Source organism: Leifsonia sp. KNZ13-11D (assembly GCF_056754895.1).
On record NZ_JBPGWU010000001.1, the window covers coordinates 230,166 to 251,158 of the forward strand.

The following is a 20,993-nucleotide window of genomic DNA, read 5'->3' on the forward strand; positions in this document are numbered from 1 at the left end:
TCGTCGGAGAAGTGGCCCAGAATCTCCGACGCAACGCCTTGCGAATGGAGATTGCGGCCGATTTCCGCCGGATCTCCGACGAGCCTTGCGCAATCTCCGACGCACGGACCACGCCGCCCGCGGCGACCCGCTTGCCGAGCTCCTCGGGGAGATCAGGTCCGGCAAGCGACCCGCTTGCCAACCCCTCCCCGGGTGGGATCATGGCCGGCAGACGCACCGCACAGACAGCCTGAAGGGATCGCATGGCGACGGAGACCTGGACCGACACCACCCCGGCCGCCGCGCCTCACCCGCACCACCATCACGGCTGGTGGTGGAAGACCCTGCTGACCGGGTTCGCGTTGTGGGTGCTGACCATCGTGGTCACCGCGACCACCGGCAACACCAACCTGGTGCCGACGCTGATCCTCATCGGCAGCTTCCTGGTGCCGTTCTGCGTCGTGCTGTTCGCGATCGAGCGGGTGACCGGCAGCGTCAGTGCCCTCCAGCTCGTGCTGGCGTTCTTCGTCGGCGGCATCTTCGGCGTGCTGGGCGCATCCTTGCTGGAGGTGAACCTGCACCAGTCGTGGGGGATGTACCTGCTCGTCGGACTGATCGAGGAGTTCGTGAAGGCGGTGCTCCTGATCGTCATCGGGTGGCGCGTGGTGCCGAAGACCGCGACGCAGGGCGCCCTGCTGGGCGCGACCGTCGGCGCCGGATTCGCGGCGTTCGAGTCCGCGGGCTATGCGTTCAATGCGGCGATCACCGCGCAGGGCATCGACCTCGTCTCGCTGCTGCAGACGGAGGTGCTGCGCGCCATCCTCGCGCCGGTCGGGCACGTGCTGTGGACGGCGGTGCTGGGCGCCGTGCTGTTCGGAGCCGCACGCGGTCGTGACCGGTTCCGGTTCTCCATCTGGATCGTGGTGACGTACCTCGGCGTGGCGGTCCTGCACGGGCTCTGGGATTCGGCGAGCGACCTGGCCGCCGTGATCGCGCTGATCGTCAACGGCCGCGCACTGGCGGAGCTGACCACCGCGGGCGGGCTCACCGCGCAGACGGCGTCCGCCGTGACGGCGCTGGCGAGCATCCTGTACATCGTGGTGCTGATCGTGGTGGCCGCGGGCGGCATCCTCACGCTGTGGCTGGTCCTCCGGCACTATCACCGCGCCGAGCGGCACCGCGCCGAGCGGCAGGCGCTCACTCCTCGGTGAGCGCCTCCTGCGCCTCCTTCGGCAGCTTCCGCACCTTCGCGCGGCGCTTGCGGCGGTCCGGGATCATCGACCGCATCTCCTCCAGACGGCCGAAGCACAGCAGCCGGTCGCCCGACTCCAGCACCACGCCGCTGCGCGGGTTCGGGATGACGGACGTGCCGCGGTGCAGCGTGAGCACCGAGATGTCGCGGTCGCCGAGGCCGGAGTCGCGGAGCGACTTGCCGACGAGGTCCGCGTTGGAGTGCACGAGCAGCTCGGCGACGCCGTAGCCCGTCGAGACGCTGAGCCGCTGGCGCACGTCGATCTCGGGGAACGCGACCTGGTTGTCGATGAAGTCGATGATCGCGCCCGCCACGTCGAGCCCGGTCGCCCGCTCGATCCCCTCGAGACCCGGTGAGGAGTTGACCTCCATGACCAGCGGGCCGTCCTTGCCTTCGAGCATGTCGACGCCGGCGACCCGCAGCCCCATGATCTGGGCGGAGCGGACGGCGGCCTCCTCGAACTCGGGCGTCAGCGCCACCTTCTCGACCGTGCCGCCGCGGTGCACGTTGGACCGGAACTCGTCGCCGCTCGCCACGCGACGCATCGCGGCGACGACCCGGTCGCCGACGACCAGAGCGCGGATGTCGCGCCCGCGGCTCTCGGCGATGAAGCTCTGGATGAGGACGTTCTGCTTGGTCGAGTGCAGCGTCTCGATGATCGACTCGGCGATCTTCGCCTCCGGCGCCAGGATGACGCCGATGCCCTGGGTGCCCTCCAGCAGCTTGATGACGACGGGCGCCCCGCCGACCCGCTCGATCGCCATGCGCACGTCGGCGCGGCTGTTCACGAACGCGGTGCGCGGCATCCCGATGTTGTGACGGGAGAGGATCTGCGTGGCGCGCAGCTTGTCCCGCGAGTTCGTGATGCCGTTCGCCGTGTTGGGCGTGTACACGTCCATCTGCTCGAACTGCCGCACCACGGCCGTGCCGTAGTAGGTGATCGAGTTGCCGATGCGGGGCAGGATGGCGTCGTAGTCGGAGAGCAGCCGCCCGCGGTACTGCAGGTCGGGCTCCTCGCCGGACAGGTCGATCGCGAACCGCAGGGTGTTGAGCACCTTCACGGTGTGGCCCCGGTTCTCGGCCGCCGAACGCAGCCGCTGCGTCGAGTACGCGTGCGGGGCGCGCGAGAGGATGGCGAGTTTCACGGGAGGGCTCCTGCAAAGATGGGGGAATGGCCGACCTCCATCCAACCACCGACACGGTCGGCTGGCGTGAGTGGGTGAGCCTGCCGGGCATCGGGGTGTCGTGGATCAAGGTGAAGGTCGACACGGGGGCGCGCAGCTCGTCCCTCCACGCTTTCGACATCGAGGAGCTGCCGGGCGACCGGGTGCGGTTCCGGGTGCAGCCCTGGCAGGACTCCGACCGGGATGCGGTCACCGCGGAGTGCGCGGTGCACGACCGGCGCGTGGTGCGCAGCTCGTCCGGTCATACCGAGGAGCGCATCGTCGTGCTGCTCGACCTGGTGATCGCCGGACGCTCGGTGCGCGCCGAGACGACGCTCACGAACCGCGACCAGATGGGCTTCCGGATGCTCGTCGGCCGAGAGGCGCTGCGGCAGGGCTTCGTGGTGGACCCGGCGCGCTCCTTCCTCGGCGGACGCGCGCCCCGCGAGGTGCGCCGCCGCAACCGGGGGCGCGAGCTGGGCTGACCGCCTCCGGGAGTCAGACCGCAGCGTCGAGCCCCAGCTCGCGCCGCCAGTGCGCCAGGAACTCCGCACCGGCGTCGTCGTGCACCGCGTCGCCGATCGTGATCACCTCGTAGGGACGGTCGAGCACGCCGTCGGCGGGCCGCACATCCACGTGGGCGACCTCGTAGCCGGCGTCGTGCACGAAGTCGGCCATCTTGTAGTCGCTGCGGGAGTCGCCGATCGAGCGCCAGCGCCGCGGGAGCGGGCCGCGGGCGGCGAAGTAGTCGAACGCCCGCTGTGCGCCGCGGTCCTTGTCGAGCAGCACCGACTCGATGTCGGTGGAGATGATGGTCGGGTCGATGCGGAACGGCACGGCGCCGTCCGTGTCGGGCGACACGCGCTCGCCGTAGCGCAGGCCGACGCCGAGCCCGGTCAGCACGTCGAACGCCGCGTCCTCGAAGCGCTCCTGCGCCTCGCGGTAGGTGTCCGCGTCCACGTCGGTGCGCTGCTCCACGGAGATCATGGCGCGCTTCGTCTCGTCGAAGAACATCGTGTCGGCGAACCGGTCGCGCACCAGGCGCCGCACGGCATCCACCGCCTCCTCCGGGAACGCGACGCTCCGGTCCACCGTGACGTCGCCCATCCCCTCGCCGGTGATCGGGGCCCAGGCGCCGCCCTTCTCGAAGACGCCGAACATGCGCGCGCCGTGCTGGTCGAGCGCCCCGCCCAGTCCCGCATCGCAGAGCGGCGTGACCACCTGATTGCGGATGAAGTCGCCCGACCGCCCGGTGATGAACGCGATCGGCACCCCCGCCGCCGCCATCGCGACGAGGTCGGTGACGATGCTGCGGATGGCGATGGTACGGGTGACGGGGCTCGCGAGCGGACCGTCGACGTCGAAGAGCAGACCGAGATTGTGCACAGTCCATTCTCTCCGCTGCGAGAATGGACGCATGTCGCAGCCCGTCCCGTCAGCACGACCGCTGTGGCATCCGGATGCGCCGAGCACCGTCGCGCACGCCGACAACCTCGAGGTGCTGGCCGGCCTCCCCGACGCGTCGTTCGGGCTCATCTACCTCGACCCGCCCTTCAACACGGGGCGCCCGCAGGCGCGGCAGACCCTCACGTCGGTGCGGTCGGAGGGCGGCGCGGGCAGCGTCATCGGCTTCAAGGGCCGCAGCTACGAGCGGATCAAGGGCGACCTGCTCAGCTACGACGACCGGTTCGAGGACTACTGGGGGTTCCTCGAGCCGCGGCTGATCGAGGCCTGGCGGGTGCTGGCCGACGACGGCACGCTGTACCTGCACCTCGACTACCGTGAGGCGCACTACGCGAAGGTGCTGCTGGACGCGCTGTTCGGCCGCGCGTCGTTCCTCAACGAGATCATCTGGGCCTACGACTACGGCGCGAAGCCGAAGAACCGGTGGCCCGCCAAGCACGACACGATCCTGGTGTACGTGAAGGACCCTGCGGCGTACCACTTCGACTCTCAGGCGGTGGATCGCGAGCCGTACATGGCTCCGGGTCTGGTAACGCCCGAGAAGGCGCAGCTCGGCAAGCTCCCGACGGACGTCTGGTGGCACACCATCGTCTCGCCGACCGGCCGCGAGAAGACCGGGTATCCCACCCAGAAGCCGGAGGGCGTCCTGCGCCGGATCGTGCAGGCGTCGAGCCGGGAAGGGGACTGGGTGCTCGACTTCTTCGCAGGCAGCGGGACGACGGGCGCGGTCGCCTCCGCACTGGGACGCCGCTTCCTGCTCGTGGACAGCAACCCGGCCGCGATCGAGGTCATGCGCGAGCGTCTCGCCGGATGCGAGCCCGCGGTGCGCTTCGTCGACTGACGCGCCGTCCACAGGCGCGGCAGGATGTGTCAGCCGCGTTCGACGTGGGCTTTCAGCGCCCGCATGGTCCGCGCGCTCTCGGCCGAGGCCATCCGGATCAGCACCGGCTGCATCATCCGGAAGACGCCGCGCGTGCTCAGCTCGCCGACCCGGGTGACCCGTGTCGCGGGCGTACCGGCCACCGCGTCCACGTCGTAGCGGATATCGGCGTCGAGGGAACCCGAGCGGGTCGCCTGGTGGAAGTGCAGGGCGTGGTCGGGGATGTCGTCGAGCAGCTCTCCGGGCATGCGGCCGACCGTGGTGCTGTCCTCGTACGAGCGGGCCGGATCGGCGGCAGACCGGTCCGCGGTGCGCGTGCGCCGGTAGACGAGCGACGGGCGCAGCCAGCGCGGATACGCCTCGAGGGTGCGGAGGGCGAGATACACGTCGTGCGCCGGAGCGGCGATGTCGATGGTGTTCGTGATGCGTCTCATGCGTCAGGTCTACATCTCCTCACAGCCCACGGAGCAGCGGAGTTATGCCCCTGTTTCGGCGTTCGTCCGGAAATCTCAGAGTCCCGTGTGGAAGGGTGGATGCACTATGCGATCGAGCCTGCGCGCCCTCCCCTTCCTCTGGGGTGCACTCGTCTCTGCTGCCCTGTTCGCGGCCGTCTACCTGATCTTCGTGCGCAGTTACATCGGGCAGGTGATCGACGAGCGCGCGTTCGCCGGTGCGGACGCGTGGAAGGGCGGCGTGATCGAGTTCGCGCACACGTTCCTCGACGCGCTCCCGGTCGCCTCGGTCGTCATCGGCGCCGTCGTCGCGGTGGCGATCGTTCTCGTGCGCCGCAACTGGCTGGTGTTCGCTGTCGCGGTCGGGGCGGCCGTCGGTGCCAACGTCAGCACGCAGGTGCTGAAGTACACCGTCCTGTCGCGGCCCGAGAAGGGCGTGGATGCGGGGCTCGCCAACTCCCTCCCCTCCGGTCACACCGCGGTCGCCGCCTCGGCGGCGCTCGTCGTCTTCCTCCTGGCGTCCCCGCGGTTCCGTCCCCTCGCGGCGGTCGTCGGGTCTCTTTTCACGATCGCGGCGGGCGCATCCACCCTCGTCGAGCAGTGGCACCGCCCGAGCGACGTGGTCGCGGGGATGCTGGTCGTCGCGTTCTGGGGCTGCATCGCCGGAATCGTGCTCGCCTGGCTGCGCCTCCCCGGCGCCGAGCCGCCGGTGCGCAGCAAGCTCTGGCCGCTGATGTGGGTGGGCGCCGTCTGCCTGGTCGGGTCGATCGTGGCGCTGCTGGTCACCTACTTCTCGACCCAGTCCGGCACGGAGCACCTGTTCATCGCCTATGCGGGCGGGGTCGCGGCGATCGTGGCGACCGGATTCGTGCTCGCCGCGCTCGGCAACCGGCTGTACCGCCGGCTGGCGTGAACCGCCGAACGGCGTGGGTCCCCGACGGGATCGACGCCGTCACTCCTCCGCGAAGAACGCTCCGAGTGCATCCACCAGCGGGCGCGGCGCCTCCTCGGCCATATGGTGCCCGGATTCGATACCGCTCCCGCGCACGTCGGTCGCCCAGCTGCGCCAGACCCCCAGCGGGTCGCCGAAGAGCTGCTCGAGGTCGTCGTGCAGCGACCAGAGCACCAGCAGCGGGACGGTCACGCGCCGGCCGGCGGCCCGGTCCGCCTCTTCGTCGGCCCGGTCGACCGTGAGCCCGGCGCGGTAGTCCTCCAGCATGGCGCGCACGACCTCTGGGCGGTGGATGGCCTCCCGTCGCTCGTCGAAGTTCTCCCGGCCCATGGCGTCCGGGTCGCCGCGGTACCAGGCGTCCGGGTCTGCCGTGATCACCCGCTCGGGCGTCTCCGGCTGGGCGAAGAAGAACCAGTGGTACCACGCGGTGGCGAACTCCGGCGTGATCCGGTCGAGGTGCTCGACGATCGGGATGCAGTCGAGCAACGCCGCGCGGCGCACCGCCCCGGGATGGTCCATCGCCAGCCGGAACGCGACGTAGCTGCCCCTGTCGTGCCCGACCACGTCGAACCGATCGTGGCCGAGGCTCTGCATGAGCGCGAGGATGTCGCCGGCCATCGCCCGCTTCGACGCCTGCGCGTGGTCGGGCCGGGGCGGCGGCGCGGTCGAGCGTCCGTATCCGCGAAGGTCGGGCACGATCACGCGGAAGCCGCGCTCCACGAGCAGCGGAGCCACCCGATGCCAGGTCGCACCGGTGCGCGGGTGACCGTGCAGCAGCACCAGCGGGCGCCCCTCACCGCCCTGCCGGACGTGGAGGCGCATGTCGCCGACGTCGATGTCCGCGATCTCGAAGCCGTCGAACACGGCGGAGCTCAGGCCTTGGTGCGCAGGTTCTCGGCGATCTTCGCGAGGGATCCGTCGAGCGCCTGCTGCATCCCGTCGAAGTCCTGCGTGGTGTGGATCGTCAGCTCGACGCCGTCGTCGGTGAGCTTGAGGGACCCGTGGTAGTCGTGCGGACCGGGTGCCGACCATGTGATCTCCCGCGCGGCGCGGTCGACGTCGAACGCGGCCTCCGAGGTGACGGTCTCCTCCGTCCCGTCCTGGTCGGCGTCCACGTGTGCGGTCGTCTCCACCTTGCCGTCGGGCAGCTCGTGGGCCTCCGTCACGCGCGGGAAGTAGGCGGGCAGGTTCTCCGGATCGGCGATGTAGTCGAAGTATTCGTCGGCGTCGCCCTCGAGCGGGCGCGTTGCGGTGTAGGTGGGCATGTCGCGACGGTACGCCCGGCTCCTCGGTGCGCAAGCTTCTCGGCGGTCCCGATGCTCGAGTGGTGACCCCCGCCTCCCTCCATCGAGTCCTCACTGAGTACACGCGACACGCCGCAACAGCGTGCACAAAGTGAGGACTCGATGGCGGGGCGGGAGCGCTCAGGAGCTCTGGCGCACCACGAGCTCGGTGGGGAGCAGGGTGACGCGGTCGACCGGCTCGCTGGCGAGGAGGCGCACCATCACGCGGGCCATCGCCTCGCCGAGGCCGATCGACGGCTGATGCACGGTGGTCAGCGGCGGCGTCGACATGAGGCCGAAGTTGTCGTCGTCGTACCCGACCACAGCGATGTCGCCCGGGATGCTCAAGCCCGCCTCGTGGATCGCCGAGAACGCCCCGGCCGCCATCTGGTCGTTCGCCGCGAACAGTCCGTCGATGCGGCGGCCGTCGGCGAGCAGCCGGCGCATCGCCTCCGAGCCGGACGCCGGGGAGAAGTCGCCGTAGGCGACCAGCGACGTGTCGAGTCCCGCCTGCGCCATCGCCTGCTTCCACCCGGTGTACCGGTCGAGGCCGGCGGGCATGTCCTGCGGGCCGGTGATCAGCGCGATGTCGCGGCGTCCCCGGTCGATCAAGTGCTGGGTGGCGACCCGGGCGCCGGCCACGTTGTCCACATCCACGTAGTACGACGAGTGCTCGCTCTCGCTGACCGGTCGTCCGCCGAAGACCAGGGGGAGGGATGCGCCGAGCTGCGCGTACGAGTGGTCGCCCGAGTGGTGCGAGACGACGAGCGCGCCGTCCACGTTGCCGCCCATCAGGTAGCGCCGGGTCTTGTCGGGGTTCGTCTCCGACGAGATGACCATGTTGAGCGTGTACTCGGTGTCGGCGAGGGTCAGTGCGACGCCCTGCACGATGGATGCGAAGAACGGGTCGGCGAAGACCTTCGCCGTCGACTCCGGGAGCACCAGCGCGATCACCTGGGTGCGCCGCGAGGCCAGCGAGCGGGCCGCGCGGTTGGGCACGTAGTTGAGGTCGGCGATCGCGCGTTCGACCGCGGCCACCACCTCGGCGGTGACCTTGGGCGAGCCGTTGACCACGCGCGAGACCGTGGCGCGGGAGACGCCGGCACGCGCGGCGACGGCCTCCAGGGTGGGAACCACCCGGCCGGGCATCTGCTCCGTGCTCATCCGGTCTCCTCGTCGCTTTGGTCCATGCTAGACGGCTAGACGCGCGACCCGGCGGCCTCCTCCACCTCCGCCACGGCGTCATCGGCCCGGGCTCCCGCGATGATCCGCGCGAACGCGAGGCCCGAGTCCTTCACCGTCCGCTCCTGCGTCTCGTAGTCGACCCGGATGATGCCGAACCGCTTCGCGTACCCCCACGCCCACTCGAAGTTGTCGAGCAGCGACCACACGAAGTAGCCGCGCACGTCCGCGCCGTCGTCGATGGCCCGGCCGACCGCGTCGATGTGGGCGAGGATGTACGCCTCGCGTTCGCGGTCGTGTACGCGGCCGTCGTCCGAGACGACATCGTCGTAGGCGGCGCCGTTCTCGGTGATGTACAGCGGGGGCAGCGCCGGGTAGTCCCGGGTGAGCCGCACGAGCAGGGCATGGAGGCCCTTCGGGTTGACCTCCCAGCCCATCGCCGTGGCGGGCAGGCGACGCGACGGGAACCTGACGAACTCGCTGCCCACGAACGGCGACGAGGTGGCCCGGCCGGTCGGCACGACGGGTGCGGGCTCGTCCGGGCCCAGTGGATGTCCGCTCACGTTGTCGTCGTGGTAGTGGTTCACGCCGAGGAAGTCGAGCGGCGCCGCGATCACGTCCAGGTCGCCGGCGTGCACCAGCTCGTCGAAGCGGTGCTCCCGCACATCCTCCAGTACGTCCGACGGGTAGGCGCCGAGCAGCAGCGGCTCGAGGTACATGCGGTTCCAGAGCCCGTCGATCCGGCGCGCGGCGTCGAGGTCGAGCTCATCGGCCGGGTCGTTCGGCACCGCGGTGGTCAGGTTCAGCGTGATGCCGAGCCGGAGATCGTCCGCGCGGCCGTTCCCGGACGCGAGCGAGCGGATCGCCGCCGCGGCGAGCCCGTGGGCGAGGTGCTGGTGGTGCAGGGCCGCCAGCGCCGCACGCGGCTCTTGCCGCCCCGGCGCGTGCTCGCCGCCCGCGTACCCGATCAGCGACGAGCACAGCGGCTCGTTGAAGGTGGTCCAGTGGTCCACCCGGTCGCCGAGCGCCTCGTACACGGCGACCGCGTAGTCGCGGAAACGGTACGCGGTGTCGCGGTGCGCCCATCCACCCCTCTCCTCGAGCGCCTGCGGCAGATCCCAGTGGTAGAGCGTCAGCCACGGCAGGATGCCGGCGGTGAGCAGTTCGTCGACCAGCCGGTCGTAGAACGCCAGACCCGCCGGGTTCACGACCCGGTCGCCCGGCTTCACCCGTGCCCACGACGTGGAGAAGCGGTACGACTGGAGGCCGAGGGACGCCATGAGCGCCACATCCTGCGGCATCCGGTGATAGTGGTCGATCGCCGTCTCCGGAGTGTCTCCGCCAGCGATCGCGCCGGGGACGCGGGCGAACGCATCCCAGATCGAGTCCTCCTTGCCGTCCTCGTGGGCGGCGCCTTCGATCTGCGCGGCGGCCGTGGCCGATCCCCAGAGGAAGCCGTCGGGCCAGGTGCGGTTCATTCTCAACCTTTCACTGCGCCGGCCATGATGCCGGAGACCAGCTGCCGGCCGGCGAGCACGAAGAGGATCAGCAGGGGGATGGTGGCGAGCACGGCTCCGGCGAGCACGATCGAGTAGTCGACGTACTTCGCCGACTGCAGCTGGCTGAGCGCCACCTGCAGTGTCGGGTTCTGGGGCGCGACGAGCAGCGGCCAGAGGTAGTCCGTCCACGCGGTCATGAACGTGAACAGGCCGAGGATCGCCATGGCCGGTCGCGCGGCGGGGACGCCGACGTGCCAGAAGGTGCGGATCATGCTCGCGCCGTCGACGCGCGCCGCTTCGATCAGCTCCTCGGGGATGACGTCCACGAGGTACTGCCGCATGAAGAAGACGCCGAACGCGGTGACCAGGGTCGGGACGATGACCGCGCCGAGCGTCCCCGTCCACCCGAACTGCTTCATCACCATGAACAGGGGGATGATGCCGAGCTGGGTCGGGACGGCGAGCGTCGCGACGACGAAGACCATCAGCCCCTCGCGTCCGCGGAACCGCAGCTTCGCGAAGGCATAGCCGGCGAGCGTCGAGAACGCGACGACGGATGCGGTGATCACGCTGGCGACGATGATCGAGTTGGCGAGCGCCTGCCAGAACGGCACGGTGTCGAGCACCTGGCCGATGTTGGTCCAGAACTGTCCGCCCGGCAGCAGCGGCGGCCAGGTCGAGGTGAGCACCGTGCTGTTGCTGGATCCGGCGACGAACGACCACCAGAGGGGGTACGCGCCGCCGAGGAAGATGGCGAGCAGGATGCCGTAGGTCAGGAAGCCGGGGCGCCGGTCGATGCCGAGGGCGCGGCGTTTCGGCGGGCGGGTGTCGCGTGCCGTGGCGGTCACAGGTTCTTCTCCTCGCTCGCTGCGGCCAGGATGCGCGAGGCCTGCAGTCGTCTGGCTGTCCGTCTGTGATGCAGCCGGGTCTCGGTGGAGGCGATCCGCCGCGAGATCAGGAAGTTGATCACCCCGAAGATCACGATCAAAAGGAAGAGCAGCCACGCGATCGCGGACGCCTTCCCGAAGTTCTGGCGGTTGAACGCCATGTCCCAGAGGTAGAGCACAGTCGTCTGGTACTGCCGCTGCGGGCCGCCCGGGACCGCGCTCGACGGGTTGAACAGCTTGGGCTCGGTGAAGATCTGGAGGCCGCCGATCGTCGCCGTGATGATGACGAAGATCATGGTCGGCCGGATGCTGGGCAGCGTGATCGAGAAGAAGCGGCGGAACGAGCCGGCTCCGTCGAGCGCGGCGGACTCGTGGATGTCACGCGGAACCGCCTGCATCGCGGCGAGCAGGATGAGGGCGTTGTAGCCCGTCCAGCGCCAGTTGACCATGGTGGCGATGGCGACGTGCGACGGGAAGGTCTCGGTCTTCCACATCACAGGGTCGAGCCCGAGCGCCTGGATGATGTTGTTGATCAGCCCGTACTTCTCGTCGAACGCGCTGGAGAAGATCAGCGTCACCGCGACGGGGGTGACGACGTAGGGCAGCAGCACGCTCATCCGCCAGAAGGTCTTGGCCCGCAGGTTCTGGTCGAGGATCGCGGCGATGAACACGGCGGCGACCAGCTGCGGGATGGCGGAGAGCAGGAAGATGCTGATCGTGTTGAAGAGCGAGTTCCAGAAGAACGGATCGGTCAGCTCGGCCGCGTAGTTCTTGAAGCCGACCCACTCGCCCGGGCCGGTGAGCAGGTTCCAGTTGTTCAGCGAGACGACGAACGTGTAGATGAGCGGGAAGAGGCCGACGAGCCCGAAGAGGATGAAGAACGGCGCCACGTAGAAGTACGGCGACGCCTTCACGTCGAAGCGGCTGAGCCGCTGCTTGGCGGTCAGGTCGCCGCGTCCGGCGCGCCGGGGCGGCGACGCGGACGCGGTGGTCGCGGCGTCGTCGCGCGCGGTGGTTGCGGTGGTGGTCATGGCGGTTCTCCCCGTGGTGCGGGCCCCCGCCGCCAGTAGCGGCGGGGGCCCGGGTGCGGATTCGTTACTTGTTGACGACCAGCTGGTCGAGCAGCTTCATGGCGTTGTCCCACGCCTGGTCGCCGTTCGCCTTGCCGGAGTCGAGCTGCTGCACGGACGGGCCGAACACCTGCGACTGGATGACCGAGTCGTCCGGTCCCTTGTACTGGGCGACGACTCCCTTCGCGCGCTCGCCGAGGATCTGGCCGACGGGGGCGTTGTTGAAGAACTTCGTCAGGTCGCTCTCACCGGTCACACCGGGGTCGGTCTGCGCCGCCGTCACCGACGGGAACGTGCCCGCGGCCTGGAAGGTCTGGACCTGCGACTTGGCGGTGGTCAGCCAGGCGGCGAGGGCCGCGGCCTCCTTCGGGTGCTTCGACTGGGTCGGAACCGTCAGGAACGATCCGCCCCAGTTGGCCGCGCCGCCCGGGAAGACGTTGGCGAAGTCCCAGCCGGTGGCGGCGTCGCCGCCGCCCGCCTTGACCTGCCCCTGCACGACGCCGAGCATCCAGCCCGGGCAGACGAACGTGGCGAAGGATCCGTCGGTGAACGCCTTGCCCTTGCCCCAGTCCCACTGGGTCTGGTTGGAGGAGAGACCGGCGGCCGCGCCGTCGGCGAGCTTGGACCACAGGGCCTTGAGGTCGCTGTTGTCCGTGATGTTGAGCTTGCCGTCCTTGGTGTAGTAGCCCTCCTCCTGCTGGTTCACCATGGCGTTCCAGATGAAGCCGGACTGGTCGTACCAGGGCTTGCCCGTGGCGGCGTGGTACTGCTCGCCGACCGTGAAGAAGTCGTCCCAGGTGGCGTTGTCGCCGCCGAACAGCTTGGCGACGGACTCGCGGTCGCTCGGCAGGCCGGCCGCGGCGAAGAGCTTGCCGTTGTAGCAGAGGCCCTCCGGTCCGATGTCGGTGCCGTAGCCGATGATGCGGCCGTTCTTGTCGGTGGCCTGGTTCAGCTTCCAGCCGACCCAGCGATCCTTGATGTCGTTCGCGCCGTAGGACTTCAGGTCGGTGAACTGGTCGGAGACCTGCATGACCTTGCTGAGCCAGCCCTCCTCGACCGCCTGGACGTCGGGGAGGCCGCTTCCGGCCGCCTGCTTCGTCTGCCAGTCGGTGAGCGCGTTGTCGCCCGTGTCGATGTTGGTGGCCTTGATGGTGATGTTCGGGTGCTCTTTCTCGTACTGCGCGTAGAGCTTGTCGAAGCCCATCGTGCCGAACGTCGTGACGGTCAGCGTGATCGGGTCCGAGCTGGATCCGCTGCCGCTGCCGCTCGACGAGCATCCGGCTGCGATGAGGGCGAAGGATGCTGCGCCGGCGACGGCCGCAGTGATCCTGGTGCGTCGTGAAAGCTTCACGGGTCACTCCTTTGTGCGTGGTGTCTGTGTGCGTCTGTGCGCTGAGAGCGCTCTCATCGCAGAGGCGTGAGAGCGCTCTCACGCGTTTGAGGAGAATGTAGAGCGTATCGGCACTCGGTGTCAAGGCTTTTGTGGTCGCGCTCTCATCGCCGTGATTCCGCGGAAACGCGGAACGGCCGCCACTCCCGGGGGAGTGACGGCCGTCGTGAGCGCTCTGCGCGTCAGTCGGTCGCAGGCTGCGGGCGCTGGGCCCGCGTGGATGCGGTGTCCGCACCCGGCTCGACGAGCGCTCCGAACTCGCTCGCGGCGCGGTTCGCGAGCAGCCCCACGTCGTACTCCTCGTCGTCGTCCTCCGACAGCGAAGCGTACGCGCCGACGGGCTCGCGCTCGGCCGTGGCCTTCGCATCCGCCTCGGCCTTGTCGTCCGCCGCCTCCTGTAGCGCCGACTTGGCACGCAACGGCGGGGTCTTGAAGAACAGCGACAGGATGAACGCGATCAGCACCACGATCATGGCCACCCAGTAGACCGTCACCGCCGACGCGTTGAAAGCCACCAGGAACGGCTTCGACAGGCGCTTGTCCGCGTCGTTCAGGAACGAGGTGTCGTTGACGTCCGCGCTGCTGGAGCCGCTGTCCGTCGTCTTGAGCTTGTCGGCGACCGTCGGCACGACGGCGTCGACGACCTGCTTGCGCTGATCGGCGTTCGAGAAGTCGATCGGCTCAGCCGGCACCTTCTGCTCGGCGACGGCCTGCGGGACGCCCTGGGCGACCGCCTGCTGGACGCCGGCCTCGTGCGCCTGGGCCTGCGCCTGCTTCTCGATCGGGTCGACGATCTTGTTGTAGATCTGGTCCATGATCTGCTTGTTCTCGGGCGCGCTGGCGACCGAGGGGGTCAGCGCGGCATCCAGAGCGCTGGTGAGCGTCGGTGTGTCGGTCAGGGCGGTCTTGATGTTCGCCGGGAACACGGTGAACAGCAGCGACAGCAGAACGGCCGTGCCGAGCGTTCCACCGATCTGGCGGAAGAAGGTGGACGCGCTGGTCGCGACACCCATGTCCTTCAGGCCGACCGAGTTCTGGCTGGCGATGGTCAGCGTCTGCATCAGCTGGCCGAGTCCGAGGCCGATCAGCAGCATGGCGCCGGCGATGAACCAGTACGAGTCGTCGTACTTGATGAACGTCAGGTAGAAGAACCCGCCCGCGAGCATCGCGGTTCCGATGATCGGGAACTGCCGGTAGCGGCCGGTGCGGGCGATGATCTGTCCCGAGACGATCGACGAGACCATGAGACCGAGGATCATCGGCAGCAGCTGCAGGCCGGACTCGGTCGGGGTCGAGCCGAGCACCAGCTGCAGGTACAGCGGGAGGGTCAGCATGGCGCCGAACATCCCGAAACCGACGAAGACGCCGATGATGGTCGCCATCGAGAACGTGCTCGAACGGAACAGCTTGATCGGGATGAGCGCGTCGTCCTTCATCGCGATCTCGATCAGGATGAACGCGATGACGCCGAGGCCGCCGATCACGTAGCAGGCGATGGAGGCCGGGCTGTCCCAGCCCCAGGTGCGGCCCTGCTCGGCGACGAGCAGCAGCGGGACGAGAGCGACGATGACGCCGGCGGCGCCCCACCAGTCGATGCGGGCGGACCCGCGTTCGCGCTTCGGCAGGTGCAGGAACCGCAGCACCATCGCCAGGGCGATCAGGCCGATCGGCACGTTGATCAGGAACACCCAGCGCCAGCCCGTGATCCACAGGATCTGGTCCGCTCCGGCGAACAGGCCGCCGATCAGCGGGCCGATGAGGCTCGAGATGCCGAAAACGGCCAGGAAGTAGCCCTGGTACTTGGCGCGCTCGCGCGGGGCCAGCATGTCGCCCATGATCGCGAGCGGCATCGACATCAGACCACCGGCGCCGAGGCCCTGGATGGCGCGGAACGCGGCGAGCTCGACCATCGACGTCGAGAACGACGCGAGGATCGAACCGGCGATGAAGATGAGGATGGCGATGACGAACAGCGGGCGGCGACCGAAGATGTCGGAGAGCTTGCCGTAGATCGGCGTCGAGATCGTCGAGACGATCAGGTACCCGGTGGTGACCCAGGCCTGCTCGCTCAGACCGTGCAGGTCGTCGCCGATGGTGCGGATGGCCGTACCGACGATGGTCTGGTCGAGGGCGGAAAGGAACATGCCGGCCATGAGGCCGAAGATCACGAGAAGGATCTCGCGATGCGACATGATCGGTTTGGGGGCGGCTGTCGCCGCGCTGGTCTGACTGGACATCTGTCTCCGTGTCGAGAGGCGGGTGGGGACGCCCGGCACGCGGAGCGTCACACCGGTGTGGGGCAAAGAGAATTTTTGCGGAGACTGCAAAGTTACACCCGCTGCCACCCTGCCCACAACGCGCGAGGCACGGTTGCGGCCATCCCGTTCGCCAGCGGCGAACGCCCCCGTGACAGCCGCGGACCTGTGGGCCATCGTGAACTCGGACAGCGTGGAAAACGAACGACACCGCCCCCTCTTCAGGTGACGCAAAACTTGCGAGCGTACCGTTGAAGCGCACCGCTCCGACATCCTCCGAATCCGCTCGTAAGGTCGTATGAGTTCTCTCAGCCCCCGCCGCATCCTCGCCCTCACCGCCGTGGTCGCGACTGCAGCGCTCGCGTTCACCGCGTGCGCCGGAGAGCCGTCCCCGGTGACGAAAGCCGTCGCCCAGGCCGCCGCACCCTCGCCGTCGCCGACCTCGTCCGTCGTGTCATCCATCCAGCCGGCCGCTGGCAGTGTCTCCGGAGGCACGGTCACCCTGACCGGCACCAACCTCGAGAAGGTGGCCGCGGTGCAGATCGGCGGTCAGCCGGCCACCGTGACGCAGGCCACCGACGACAAGGTCGTCGTGAGCGTTCCCGCGGCCGCGAACTTCCAGGCGGGCAGCGTCCCGGTGACGGTCACCGACAAGAGCGGCAAGCCGGTGACGACCTCGGCGCCGACGTACGACTACCAGGTGCAGACCCCGGTGGACAAGCAGCTCGCCTACGCGCTCACCTACTGGAAGAACTACAACACCGCCCAGTACGGCGACCTGAACCCGGTCGGCGGAGACTGCGCCAACTTCGTCAGCCAGACGCTGATCGCCCGCGGCTGGCAGATGAACAGCGAGTGGTACAACCGGAACGCCGCCGCGCAGTGGAGCCCGGCGTGGGGCTACGTGCCGGCGATGGACAACTACTTCCGCGAGAACGCGGCGCAGCTCGGGCTCACCGAGTACTCGTTCGATCAGCGCGACAAGATCAAGGTCGGCGACATCGTGATGTTCGACTGGAACAACAACGACTCGCTCGATCACGTGCAGGTCGTCTCCGCCGTGCAGAACGTCAACGGCCAGATCAAGATCAAGATGGTGGGCCACAACGAGGACAGCGACTACCGCGACCTCGACGAGGCGATCACGGTCGACCACCCGGGCGGAACCGGGCACTTCTGGAGCCTCTCCAAGTAAGCGTGACCGCTGCCGCGTGGGCGGCATCCTGGTGGGCTAGGCTCGTCGCGTGGATCTGGGGGGCGCCCGCGCATGGCGGGCTCGCTCGACGCGCGCAGTCGTCGTCGGAGGGGCGCTTCTCGCCGCCCTGGTGCTGACGGGATGCGTGAGCGGCCCGGTCGCCGCAGCGCCGGCGAGCCACCGGCCCACGCCGCATCGTCCCGCCACCCCCCGTCCGGCGCGGCCCACGCCGACCGTCACCCCGACGCCCACGGCCACGCCCGCGGTCACTCCGGCGCCGGCGGTCACCGCGGCGCCCACGGTCACCCCGGCGCCGCCCGTCGTCGCCTTCGACAGGGCCGCCCAGTCGGTCGACGATCCCGCCAGCCCGTGGGTCGTCGTGAACAAGCCGCGCGCGCTCGCCCCGATCGCCTTCGTTCCCCTCGACCTGACGTACCCGCAGGTCGCCAACATCAACCACCAGCCGATGCGGCAGCAGACCGCTGCCGCCCTCGTCGCGATGTTCCAGGCAGGGAAGGCCGAGGCCGGCCTGGACTTCTCGGTGCAGAGCGCGTACCGGTCGTTCGAGTCGCAGACCCGCGTCTACGACGACGACGTCGCGCACAACGGGCAGGCCTACGCCGACACCGACACGGCGCGGCCGGGCCACAGCGAGCACCAGACGGGACTCGCCGTCGACATCAGCGCGCTCCCGGCGAAGTGCTCGCTCGACGCCTGCTTCGGGGAGACGCCGCAGGGCCGCTGGCTGGCGGCCAACGCGTGGCGCTTCGGCTTCATCCTGCGCTACCCGGCCGACAAGGTGGCCGTCACCGGCTTCACCTACGAGCCGTGGCATTTCCGCTACGTCGGGACGCCACTCGCGGCCCAGCTGCACACGACGGGCGTGACCACGCTGGAGGAGTTCTTCGGCCTGCCCGGAGGCACCGCCTACTCCGGCTGACCGCGACGTGCCGTCTGCCGATCGTCGGAGATCTGTCGCCGTATGTCGGAGATTCGGGGCGAATGAGGCCGGAAGTCCTGCTGCAGCGCTCTGTGTCGGAGATTTGGGACTGTTTCTCCGACGATGGACGCGCCGCCCGGGCGTTCAGCGCCGAGCACACCGATCGTCGGAGATCTGTCGCCGTATCTCGGGGATTCGGGGCGAACGCGGCCGGAAGTCCTGCTGCAGCGCTCTGTGTCGGAGATTTGGGACCGTTTCTCCGACGATGGACCTGCGCCCGGCCGGCCGAACCGGCCGAACCGGCCGAACCGGCCGAACCGGCCCCGCCGCTCAGCCCCCCAGCGCGTCCCCGACGATCCGCTTGGCCTCCTCCTGCACCTCGCGCAGGTCGTCCTCGCCGACGAACGACTCGGCGTAGATCTTGTAGACGTTCTCCGTGCCCGACGGCCGGGCGGCGAACCACGCCGTCCCGGTCTGCACCTTCACGCCGCCGAGCGGTGCGTCGTTGCCCGGCGCGCGGCTCAGCTTCGCCGTGATCGGCTCGCCGGCCAGCTCGGTCGCCGAGATCGCGTCGCCGTCGAGCTTCGACAGCGCCGCCTTCTGCTCGGGCGAGGCGGGCGCATCCACCCGCTGGTAGACCGGGTCGCCGAAGCGCTCGGTCAGCTCGCGGTACAGCTCCGACGGGGACTTGCCGGTCACTGCCCGGATCTCGCTGGCGAGCAGGGCGAGCAGGATGCCGTCCTTGTCGGTCGTCCACGCCGTCCCGTCGAAGCGGAGGAACGACGCGCCTGCGCTCTCCTCGCCGCCGAAGCCGACGGTGCCGTCGATCAGCCCCGGGACGAACCACTTGAAGCCGACCGGGACCTCCCAGAGGCGTCGGCCCAGCGACTCGGCCACCCGGTCGATGATCGACGACGAGACCAGCGTCTTGCCGACCGCCGCATCCTTCCGCCACTCCGTGCGCGTGCGGAACAGGTACTCGATCGCGACGGCGAGGTAGTGGTTCGGGTTCATCAGACCGCCGTCGGGCGTCACGATGCCGTGACGGTCCGCGTCCGCGTCGTTTCCGGTGAGGATGTCGAAGTCCGCCCGGCGCGCCACCACCGACGCCATCGCGGACGGGCTGGACGGATCCATGCGGATCTTGCCGTCCCAGTCGAGCGTCATGAAGCTCCAGGTGGGGTCGACGTCCGGGTTCACGACGGTCAGGTCGAGGCCGTAGCGCTCGGCGATCGCCTCCCAGTAGTGGACGCTCGCGCCGCCCAGCGGGTCCGCCCCGATGCGGATGCCGCTGTCCTTGATCGCCTTCACGTCGATGATGTTCTCGAGGTCGTCGACGTAGTGCCCGCGGAAGTCGTACGTCTCGACACCGGACGGCTCCGCCATCCGCACCTCGGTCATCCCGTTCGCGATGATCTCGTTGGCCCGCTTCGCGATCCAGCTGGTCGCGTCGGTGTCGGCCGGTCCGCCGTGCGGCGGGTTGTACTTGAAGCCGCCGTCGGACGGCGGGTTGTGGCTCGGGGTGACGACGATGCCGTCCGCCTCGTCGCCGTGGCCCGCGCGGTTGTAGCGGATGATCGCATGCGAGACCGCAGGCGTGGGTACCCAGTCGTCGAACTCGTCGACGAGCACGCGCACCTCGTTGCCGACGAGCACGGCGAGGGCGGTGGTCGTCGCGAACTCGCTGAGCAGGTGCGTGTCGGCGCCGATGAAGAGCGGACCGGTGATGCCCTGGCTGTTGCGGTACTCGACGATCGCCTGCGTGGTGGCGGCGATGTGGTCCTCGTTGAACGCCGTGTTCAGCGACGACCCGCGGTGGCCGGAGGTGCCGAACACCACGCGCTGCTCCGGGATGCTCACATCCGGCTTCAGCTCGTAGTACGCGCGGCGCAGGGCGTCGACGTCGATCAGGTCGGAAGGCTGGGCGGGGGTGCCGGCTCGTTCGTCCATGTCCCTACTCTTCCACGGCGGAGGGGCTGGGCCAACGGCTCGGTAAGCTGAGCGGCATGTCCACCGCCCCCGACGGCAGCATCGCAGGCAGCACCGACGCCGGCGCCGACGGCAGCCCCGGTACCAGCCCCGACGGCGCCCCGGCCGAGCTGCCCGCCTCCCTCGACGACGTGTACAGCTTCCTCGGCCCGTCGGGCACCTTCACGGAGGCCGCGCTCAAGCAGGTCCCGGAGGCGCGCGGCAAGAACTGGCGGGCGGTGAACAACCTCGGCGAGGCGCTCGCCGACGTGGTGGAGGGCCGCAGCGTGGCCGCCATGATCGCGATCGAGAACTCGATCGAGGGCGGGGTGTCGGTCGCCCAGGATGCGCTGGCCACCATCCCGGGTCTGCGCATCATCGGCGAGTATCTCGTCCCGGTGAACTTCGTGCTCGTGGCGCGGCCCGGCACGACGCTCGCCGACGTGCGGACGGTGAATGCGCATCCCGTCGCCTACGCCCAGTGCCATCAGTGGCTGGACCGCCACCTGCCCGACCACGGTCACCTGCCCGCCTCGAGCAACGTGGCGGCCGCCGCATCGCTCTTCGAGGGCAGTGCTGCGGATGCGGCCGTCGCACCGCCCGGGATCGTCGACCACCACGACGTGGTCGTGCTCGCCGAGAACATCGGCGACAACGCCAACGCGGTGACCCGGTTCGTCCTGGTCAGCACCACCCGCAGCGTCCCCGAGCCCACCGGCGCCGACAAGACCAGCCTGATCGCGGAGCTGCCCGACGACCGGCCGGGAAGCCTCCTCGACCTCCTCGAGCAGTTCTCGACGCGCGGCGTCAACCTCAGTCTCATCGAGTCGCGGCCCGTCGGGGATGCGCTCGGCCGCTACCGATTCGTCATCGACGCCGACGGTCACATCCGGGACGAGCGGGTGGCCGACGCCCTCCTGGGCCTGCGCCGGTTCAGCCCGTCGGTGATGTTCCTGGGGTCGTACCCGCGGGCAGACGGCGCGCCGGTCGAGTTCGACCAGCGCTACCGCGACGAGGTGTTCACGGAGGCGCGCGAGTGGCTGGCGTCCCTGACTGACGAGACGGCCGACGGGACGGCCGACGAGACGGCAGACGGGACCGCCGACGAGACCGGCGAGCGGCCCACGGGCCAGAACCCCGGCGCCCCGGCGTAGGCTGCGGAAGCAGGACGTCGGGAGGTCA

The 20,993-nt window shown here is 69.5% G+C and carries 19 protein-coding genes; 7 read left to right on the forward strand and 12 right to left on the reverse strand.

Annotated features, from left to right (window positions below; all coding sequences use genetic code 11):
* The first annotated feature begins 242 nt into the window (after window positions 1-242).
* Complete coding sequence (locus tag ACR9Y5_RS01180; protein WP_481296226.1) at window positions 243-1,190, forward strand: PrsW family intramembrane metalloprotease; 948 nt, start codon at window positions 243-245, stop codon at window positions 1,188-1,190.
* Here the strand turns inward: ACR9Y5_RS01180 and rimK are convergent.
* Window positions 1,177-2,376: a 30S ribosomal protein S6--L-glutamate ligase gene (gene rimK / locus ACR9Y5_RS01185; protein WP_481296227.1), complete on the reverse strand. Its 1,200-nt coding sequence runs from the start codon at window positions 2,374-2,376 to the stop codon at window positions 1,177-1,179. The two genes, ACR9Y5_RS01180 and rimK, sit on opposite strands and share 14 nt — an antisense overlap.
* A 26-nt stretch (window positions 2,377-2,402) precedes the next feature.
* On the opposite strand from rimK, the gene ACR9Y5_RS01190 reads away from it, so the two are divergent.
* Window positions 2,403-2,879: an ATP-dependent zinc protease family protein gene (locus tag ACR9Y5_RS01190; protein ID WP_310132217.1), complete on the forward strand. Its 477-nt coding sequence runs from the start codon at window positions 2,403-2,405 to the stop codon at window positions 2,877-2,879.
* Between the two features lie 13 nt (window positions 2,880-2,892).
* Here the strand turns inward: ACR9Y5_RS01190 and ACR9Y5_RS01195 are convergent, their stop codons facing one another.
* On the reverse strand, window positions 2,893-3,780 hold the full coding sequence (locus ACR9Y5_RS01195) for a hypothetical protein (protein WP_481296228.1): 888 nt from the start codon (window positions 3,778-3,780) through the stop codon (window positions 2,893-2,895).
* A 31-nt stretch (window positions 3,781-3,811) separates the two neighbouring features.
* Here ACR9Y5_RS01195 and ACR9Y5_RS01200 point away from each other — a divergent pair, with 31 nt between their 5' ends.
* On the forward strand, window positions 3,812-4,699 hold the full coding sequence (locus ACR9Y5_RS01200; protein WP_481296229.1) for a DNA-methyltransferase: 888 nt from the start codon (window positions 3,812-3,814) through the stop codon (window positions 4,697-4,699).
* 29 nt (window positions 4,700-4,728) lie between these two features.
* Here the strand turns inward: ACR9Y5_RS01200 and ACR9Y5_RS01205 are convergent, their stop codons facing one another.
* Window positions 4,729-5,172: an SRPBCC family protein gene (locus tag ACR9Y5_RS01205; RefSeq protein WP_481296230.1), complete on the reverse strand. Its 444-nt coding sequence runs from the start codon at window positions 5,170-5,172 to the stop codon at window positions 4,729-4,731.
* A gap of 106 nt (window positions 5,173-5,278) precedes the next feature.
* On the opposite strand from ACR9Y5_RS01205, the gene ACR9Y5_RS01210 reads away from it, so the two are divergent.
* Window positions 5,279-6,103: a phosphatase PAP2 family protein gene (locus tag ACR9Y5_RS01210; protein ID WP_481296231.1), complete on the forward strand. Its 825-nt coding sequence runs from the start codon at window positions 5,279-5,281 to the stop codon at window positions 6,101-6,103.
* Window positions 6,104-6,142: 39 nt separating this feature from the next.
* On the opposite strand, the gene ACR9Y5_RS01215 is transcribed toward ACR9Y5_RS01210, so the two are convergent.
* The 8 genes from ACR9Y5_RS01215 to ACR9Y5_RS01250 all read right to left on the reverse strand — a co-directional run bounded on the left by ACR9Y5_RS01215 (window position 6,143) and on the right by ACR9Y5_RS01250 (window position 15,690).
* A complete protein-coding gene (locus tag ACR9Y5_RS01215; RefSeq protein ID WP_481296232.1) occupies window positions 6,143-7,006 on the reverse strand; it encodes an alpha/beta fold hydrolase in 864 nt (287 codons plus the stop codon).
* 8 nt (window positions 7,007-7,014) lie between these two features.
* Window positions 7,015-7,407 carry an SRPBCC family protein gene (locus ACR9Y5_RS01220; RefSeq protein WP_481296233.1) on the reverse strand — a complete coding sequence of 131 codons (393 nt, stop codon included), beginning with the start codon at window positions 7,405-7,407 and terminating at the stop codon, window positions 7,015-7,017.
* 159 nt (window positions 7,408-7,566) lie between these two features.
* Window positions 7,567-8,589: a LacI family DNA-binding transcriptional regulator gene (locus ACR9Y5_RS01225; RefSeq protein ID WP_481296234.1), complete on the reverse strand. Its 1,023-nt coding sequence runs from the start codon at window positions 8,587-8,589 to the stop codon at window positions 7,567-7,569.
* 35 nt (window positions 8,590-8,624) lie between these two features.
* Window positions 8,625-10,085: a GH1 family beta-glucosidase gene (locus tag ACR9Y5_RS01230; protein WP_481296235.1), complete on the reverse strand. Its 1,461-nt coding sequence runs from the start codon at window positions 10,083-10,085 to the stop codon at window positions 8,625-8,627.
* Between the two features lie 2 nt (window positions 10,086-10,087).
* Window positions 10,088-10,954, reverse strand: a complete 867-nt coding sequence (locus ACR9Y5_RS01235; RefSeq protein WP_481296236.1) for a carbohydrate ABC transporter permease — start codon at window positions 10,952-10,954, stop codon at window positions 10,088-10,090.
* Window positions 10,951-12,024, reverse strand: a complete 1,074-nt coding sequence (locus ACR9Y5_RS01240; protein ID WP_481296237.1) for a carbohydrate ABC transporter permease — start codon at window positions 12,022-12,024, stop codon at window positions 10,951-10,953. The genes ACR9Y5_RS01235 and ACR9Y5_RS01240 overlap by 4 nt, the downstream gene beginning before the upstream one ends.
* Window positions 12,025-12,088: 64 nt before the next feature.
* Window positions 12,089-13,414, reverse strand: a complete 1,326-nt coding sequence (locus ACR9Y5_RS01245) for an ABC transporter substrate-binding protein (protein WP_481296238.1) — start codon at window positions 13,412-13,414, stop codon at window positions 12,089-12,091.
* A 221-nt stretch (window positions 13,415-13,635) separates the two neighbouring features.
* Window positions 13,636-15,690, reverse strand: coding sequence for an MDR family MFS transporter (locus ACR9Y5_RS01250; protein WP_481296239.1), 2,055 nt, complete (start codon window positions 15,688-15,690; stop codon window positions 13,636-13,638).
* Window positions 15,691-16,006: 316 nt separating this feature from the next.
* Between ACR9Y5_RS01250 and ACR9Y5_RS01255 the strand changes: the two genes are divergently transcribed.
* On the forward strand, window positions 16,007-16,903 hold the full coding sequence (locus ACR9Y5_RS01255; protein WP_481296240.1) for an amidase domain-containing protein: 897 nt from the start codon (window positions 16,007-16,009) through the stop codon (window positions 16,901-16,903).
* Between the two features lie 49 nt (window positions 16,904-16,952).
* Window positions 16,953-17,843, forward strand: a complete 891-nt coding sequence (locus tag ACR9Y5_RS01260) for a M15 family metallopeptidase (RefSeq protein ID WP_481296241.1) — start codon at window positions 16,953-16,955, stop codon at window positions 17,841-17,843.
* Between the two features lie 330 nt (window positions 17,844-18,173).
* Here ACR9Y5_RS01260 and pgm read toward each other — a convergent pair whose 3' ends face one another.
* Window positions 18,174-19,793 carry a phosphoglucomutase (alpha-D-glucose-1,6-bisphosphate-dependent) gene (pgm, locus tag ACR9Y5_RS01265; protein WP_481296242.1) on the reverse strand — a complete coding sequence of 540 codons (1,620 nt, stop codon included), beginning with the start codon at window positions 19,791-19,793 and terminating at the stop codon, window positions 18,174-18,176.
* A gap of 56 nt (window positions 19,794-19,849) precedes the next feature.
* Between pgm and pheA the strand changes: the two genes are divergently transcribed.
* Window positions 19,850-20,965: a prephenate dehydratase gene (pheA, locus tag ACR9Y5_RS01270; protein ID WP_481296243.1), complete on the forward strand. Its 1,116-nt coding sequence runs from the start codon at window positions 19,850-19,852 to the stop codon at window positions 20,963-20,965.
* Window positions 20,966-20,993: the final 28 nt, after the last annotated feature.

What these genes read in the sequence shown, in the direction of transcription:
- ACR9Y5_RS01180 (WP_481296226.1), top strand. Translation starts at nt 243, where the DNA reads ATGGCGACGGAGACCTGGACCGACACCACCCCGGCCGCCGCGCCTCAC.
- ACR9Y5_RS01190 (WP_310132217.1), top strand. Translation starts at nt 2,403, where the DNA reads ATGGCCGACCTCCATCCAACCACCGACACGGTCGGCTGGCGTGAGTGG.
- ACR9Y5_RS01200 (WP_481296229.1), top strand. Translation starts at nt 3,812, where the DNA reads ATGTCGCAGCCCGTCCCGTCAGCACGACCGCTGTGGCATCCGGATGCG.
- ACR9Y5_RS01205 (WP_481296230.1), bottom strand. Translation starts at nt 5,172, where the DNA reads ATGAGACGCATCACGAACACCATCGACATCGCCGCTCCGGCGCACGAC.
- ACR9Y5_RS01210 (WP_481296231.1), top strand. Translation starts at nt 5,279, where the DNA reads ATGCGATCGAGCCTGCGCGCCCTCCCCTTCCTCTGGGGTGCACTCGTC.
- ACR9Y5_RS01220 (WP_481296233.1), bottom strand. Translation starts at nt 7,407, where the DNA reads ATGCCCACCTACACCGCAACGCGCCCGCTCGAGGGCGACGCCGACGAA.
- ACR9Y5_RS01225 (WP_481296234.1), bottom strand. Translation starts at nt 8,589, where the DNA reads ATGAGCACGGAGCAGATGCCCGGCCGGGTGGTTCCCACCCTGGAGGCC.
- ACR9Y5_RS01230 (WP_481296235.1), bottom strand. Translation starts at nt 10,085, where the DNA reads ATGAACCGCACCTGGCCCGACGGCTTCCTCTGGGGATCGGCCACGGCC.
- ACR9Y5_RS01240 (WP_481296237.1), bottom strand. Translation starts at nt 12,024, where the DNA reads ATGACCACCACCGCAACCACCGCGCGCGACGACGCCGCGACCACCGCG.
- ACR9Y5_RS01250 (WP_481296239.1), bottom strand. Translation starts at nt 15,690, where the DNA reads ATGTCCAGTCAGACCAGCGCGGCGACAGCCGCCCCCAAACCGATCATG.
- ACR9Y5_RS01255 (WP_481296240.1), top strand. Translation starts at nt 16,007, where the DNA reads ATGAGTTCTCTCAGCCCCCGCCGCATCCTCGCCCTCACCGCCGTGGTC.
- pgm (WP_481296242.1), bottom strand. Translation starts at nt 19,793, where the DNA reads ATGGACGAACGAGCCGGCACCCCCGCCCAGCCTTCCGACCTGATCGAC.
- pheA (WP_481296243.1), top strand. Translation starts at nt 19,850, where the DNA reads ATGTCCACCGCCCCCGACGGCAGCATCGCAGGCAGCACCGACGCCGGC.